Origin of the sequence: Dolichospermum circinale AWQC131C (assembly GCF_000426905.1) — a bacterium.
Lineage (GTDB): Bacteria > Cyanobacteriota > Cyanobacteriia > Cyanobacteriales > Nostocaceae > Dolichospermum > Dolichospermum circinale.
Window position 1 is genome coordinate 3578 of sequence record NZ_KE384616.1, and the last position, 3841, is coordinate 7418.

Below are 3841 nucleotides of genomic sequence, written 5' to 3' on the forward strand. Positions count from 1 at the left end.
GTTTTTTCTATTAAGCCACTGCAAATTCTGTCAATTTACGAGTTTCAGGATCATGAAAAGCTAAAACAATATCTTCTTTGGGTACACCTTCCCTTAATAACTCTGTCGCTATTCCTTCCTGGGTCCAATCTTCCTCAATGTAAATCTTCTCATTTCTAATACGAATATGGACAGAAATTCCCTTAATTCTTTCCTCAGTTGTCCTGTTTTTCACCATTGTGTTATTAAAAGTTCAGGGTGAAATTCTATCATGTTTTATCCTCTTTATATCCATAAGATTTTATACACTAATCATCTACTAAATTTTCCAACTCATCGGAAATCAAATTTTGCCAATCTTCATCACAATGGGAATGTAAATGAATTGATGCTACTAATAATTCTGAAAGTATTTTACCCTTTTGTCTATCGCTTAACTCAGAAAGTTGTAATTGATTAACCAGAGAAATCACATTTTGGCATTCTTCCTGTAATTCCATTAGTAGCTGATTAAGCGTTGAGTTGTCACTGCTAATTTTTTGGTTTGCGAGTTTCATTAGTTTTTACCCAATCTTTTTAGCGCTTGTTTTATTCCTTGTTCAAAAGCTCTAATTTCCTTTTCCCAATGGTTAATTAAACCCTGGTCTGGAAATTCTTTCTCTAATTCTAGCCTAATTTTTTCCTTGTGTTCAGCAATACGAGATTCTAAAGATGATATTGCTTTCTTGAAATGACTTTTACCCATATAAGATAACTGATAAAACTTACATTATACTAGGAGGACAGCGATCGCTCTCCACCAAACCACAACCAAAATGCGATCGATCTCTCATCGTACCTACATCAAAGAGCGATACACAGGTAAAGCAATATTTTCACCTTTTTCTAAAAAGTTAGCATACCACAGTTTACATTTTTGAGCTTTTATAGATGTTGATTTAGGGTTGGTAATAATTCCTAAAACTCCTGAATCAGGGATAATTAATCTTGGCATTATGGCAATGGTGAAAATAGAGAACGATTAGAAAAATGATCTTGTTCTAAAGATTAAGATAAATACTCTAAAGTTTCTGTTTGTTCTTGTTCATCTCCTTCTTCTTCCCACGTTTTTAATAATTCCAGTGCTTTTTTGTTGTTGCTTTTTGTTGGTTCTAATTCTTTTTTCCTCTCAATTATTGTTTCTAATTGTTTGATATAATCGAGTATTTTTTGATAAGATGCGGCATCTTGTACTACTAATTCTGCTTTACCATTAACTGTTAAAATCAGAGGATTTCCGGTTTCTTTCATCTGGTTAATGAGTTCGTTGGTGTTGTGTTTGAAGGTTGAGAGTGATTGAATGTCTTGACTGAGATTAATCATGGTTGGTGACTCTGCACTAAATTTAGATTTAATTTAATGTTATCATAAAATTAAAAAAGCGATCGCACTTCATTCTACCTACATCAAACAGCGATCACACTTCCATCTAAGTATTTTCACTATTTTGTACATTTATCTGTAAATATTCTTGATTTGATATATAATTTTCTACATTTTCTAATATTTCCCTTAAATAACAAATAACTCTTTTTTGAATCTTTAATAATTCATCAGCAGTAGCTTTGTTGCCAATTTCCTCAAACGTCTTAAAACCATGTGCTAAATCATTTCTATTGGTTTTAATTGTGAGTAAATCACTTCCATCTTGAGTTTTGCTTTTATTAGTTTGGGACGAAAAACCATAAATTTTTGCTATATTTCTGATTTTTTGTGCATCTACATTACCTGAAAATAGTCTTTTCTTATTTTCTTTCTTAATCAGAGCATCAAAGGTAACTGATATGATATCAACTGAAATATTGATGAGACCTTGTAAAAGAGTATCTGTAGATTGGATATCTTTATCTCTTACATGATTAATAATAATTTTTTTTATTTCTTTTCTCACGTCATCGAAAGAGACTTGTTGCATTTTTAATTCATCAAAAATTGTTTCAATAGCATTACGCATAGTAGCTTCAACTAGGTTATATAGTAACAAATATCCTGTTGCTTTAAGAGTATTTTCTAAATCATCATCTATTGGTTTTGTTTTTATATTGTTAGCATTACCCATACTTAATTGAATGTAACCTTGCTCTAGGTTTTTCAGGAAGTAAAAGTATTTACTAACTTCTTTAGCGCGTTCATTAAAATCTTGAAATAATGTACTTGTCATGAATTACCTAAAAGCTGATTGCGAACATATTCAATACGACGACTGACTTTATTTTGAGAACTACTAGCATCAGATTTCGTTAATTTTTTAAACTCATCAGAATCTAAAAAGGAAGTAGATTTTGGAACTAAATTAGGATTTTCTCTGAGCGCCAAAGCAATACCTACTGTAATAGATTCAAATTTAATTCTAGTTGTAGGTTCATAGCAATTCTTAGTTTTTCGATAAATATGTAAAGAATTGGAAATATACTTTTGTACAAATGCTAACATTGAATCAAATTCATTTCTCATAGCATTTATTTTGCTCTCATCTGATTGATTTTCCAGTTTTAAATATTCATTCAAGAATTTATGGACCTTGTTTTCAACATTGCCATAATTTTGATAATTATTTAAAAATGCAAAAAAACGTAATACATATTCTTGTGGATCTCCTTTATTAATTTCAGTGTCAGTAAAGGAACATAAATCTCTAAATAGTAGATTTTTTGAAAGTTCCTCAACTAAATCAAGACATTTTCCTGGTTCACCTCCTCTACGTTTTTCCATTTCATTCAATTCAACACTACCACTATTAATTCTTTGGAACAAATCCCTTCTAATTTCTTCATCTGCTTCTTCTGTTAATTGAATCATTTTAATAGTAGTTCTATTAAAACGTCTTTGGCGTGTTGGTAGTAAATCTGTAAACGTAAAGCCATTAAGATTTGTTAGTTTTTCAAGATTTCTTAATGTAAGTTCATTATTAATAAATCTGCTTAAAGTACGAATACGTTGTGTACCATCTATAATTTCCAACCGGGTTAAATCTTCTGATTCTGATACATCGGCCACAAAAATATAAGGGATTGGTAAATCTAACATTATAGATTCAATGAATTTTGATTGGGTATTTTCATCCCAAGCCATTGCTCGTTGATAATCTGGAATAAAAATCTCATTTTTATCTTCATCTATTCCATCTAAATATTTTTGAACAATTACTTCGATAGGATATTCTAAAGTCTTATAGTCAACACGCTTTCTATTATCGCGGATTTCTTGTTCCGCATTTTCTTTGCGTTGATTTGTAATTTCTAGTTGAGTTACCATATTTGACAATTGATTGTTTTGATATCTAAAGTTAGAGCTTTTTGATTGAGTGAATTAATTACATTTTACCAGTGAAATAGGTGAATTTAGCTAGATTAAGAAATCTTAATAATTGAATATAAACCCTTTAAAATCAAGGTGAGTCCATCAAGACCCACCCTGACCTAAATTATACCAAAGTCGCCTGCACCTCCTTACTAATCACCCTCCCCTCGTCCTCAAAACCAACAATTTGATCAAAAATACCCTTCATTTACCTTAACAAACTTTCAATTTCCTCATCAGTAAAACCAAACTGCCGAAAAATTCGTAAAACATAACCTGGAGACATTTCCCTTGCACCCATATCTATAGGAACTACTCTCCTTTTCCCTTCAAATTCACGAGTATATAAACAGTGATCACCTTTTCCTTCTCTATGAAAAGTACAACCTGCTTTTTCTAAAAATTTAATTAATTCTTTGGGTTTTAAAAAAGGTATATTTTTAGGCATAAACCTTCCTCAATTCATAGATTTCTGATTGTTTTTCTTTTTCTTCAACTAACAAAAATTCATGTAATTCATCTA

General features: G+C 30.7%; 7 protein-coding genes and 1 pseudogene. All 8 read right to left on the bottom strand.

The genetic code is table 11. The features are described from left to right. Positions 1-10 precede the first annotated feature (10 nt). Positions 11-193 (bottom strand): annotated as a pseudogene (locus ACIR131C_RS22660) (element excision factor XisI family protein); the annotation flags it as partial. A 94-nt stretch (positions 194-287) separates the two neighbouring features. Next, on the bottom strand, positions 288-536 hold the full coding sequence (locus ACIR131C_RS0112635; protein ID WP_028090493.1) for a hypothetical protein: 249 nt from the start codon (positions 534-536) through the stop codon (positions 288-290). Next, on the bottom strand, positions 536-724 hold the full coding sequence (locus ACIR131C_RS0112640; RefSeq protein WP_028082821.1) for a hypothetical protein: 189 nt from the start codon (positions 722-724) through the stop codon (positions 536-538). Before ACIR131C_RS0112640 ends, ACIR131C_RS0112635 begins: the two co-directional genes overlap by 1 nt. A gap of 93 nt (positions 725-817) precedes the next feature. Further along, a complete protein-coding gene (locus tag ACIR131C_RS25570) occupies positions 818-973 on the bottom strand; it encodes a hypothetical protein (protein ID WP_155963102.1) in 156 nt (51 codons plus the stop codon). Between the two features lie 53 nt (positions 974-1026). Beyond that, a complete protein-coding gene (locus ACIR131C_RS0112650; protein WP_028090494.1) occupies positions 1027-1341 on the bottom strand; it encodes a type II toxin-antitoxin system prevent-host-death family antitoxin in 315 nt (104 codons plus the stop codon). A 106-nt stretch (positions 1342-1447) separates the two neighbouring features. Continuing rightward, positions 1448-2179 carry an MAE_28990/MAE_18760 family HEPN-like nuclease gene (locus tag ACIR131C_RS0112655; protein ID WP_028090495.1) on the bottom strand — a complete coding sequence of 244 codons (732 nt, stop codon included), beginning with the start codon at positions 2177-2179 and terminating at the stop codon, positions 1448-1450. Continuing rightward, complete coding sequence (locus ACIR131C_RS0112660; protein ID WP_028090496.1) at positions 2176-3273, bottom strand: DUF262 domain-containing protein; 1098 nt, start codon at positions 3271-3273, stop codon at positions 2176-2178. The genes ACIR131C_RS0112655 and ACIR131C_RS0112660 overlap by 4 nt, the downstream gene beginning before the upstream one ends. 253 nt (positions 3274-3526) lie before the next feature. Then, positions 3527-3766, bottom strand: a complete 240-nt coding sequence (locus ACIR131C_RS0112670) for a type II toxin-antitoxin system HicA family toxin (protein WP_028090497.1) — start codon at positions 3764-3766, stop codon at positions 3527-3529. Positions 3767-3841: the final 75 nt, after the last annotated feature.

Excerpts from the sequence above, each read along its gene's own strand:
- ACIR131C_RS0112635 (WP_028090493.1), bottom strand. The coding sequence starts at position 536 with ATGAAACTCGCAAACCAAAAAATTAGCAGTGACAACTCAACGCTTAAT.
- ACIR131C_RS0112650 (WP_028090494.1), bottom strand. The coding sequence starts at position 1,341 with ATGATTAATCTCAGTCAAGACATTCAATCACTCTCAACCTTCAAACAC.
- ACIR131C_RS25570 (WP_155963102.1), bottom strand. The coding sequence starts at position 973 with ATGCCAAGATTAATTATCCCTGATTCAGGAGTTTTAGGAATTATTACC.
- ACIR131C_RS0112660 (WP_028090496.1), bottom strand. The coding sequence starts at position 3,273 with ATGGTAACTCAACTAGAAATTACAAATCAACGCAAAGAAAATGCGGAA.
- ACIR131C_RS0112640 (WP_028082821.1), bottom strand. The coding sequence starts at position 724 with ATGGGTAAAAGTCATTTCAAGAAAGCAATATCATCTTTAGAATCTCGT.
- ACIR131C_RS0112655 (WP_028090495.1), bottom strand. The coding sequence starts at position 2,179 with ATGACAAGTACATTATTTCAAGATTTTAATGAACGCGCTAAAGAAGTT.
- ACIR131C_RS0112670 (WP_028090497.1), bottom strand. The coding sequence starts at position 3,766 with ATGCCTAAAAATATACCTTTTTTAAAACCCAAAGAATTAATTAAATTT.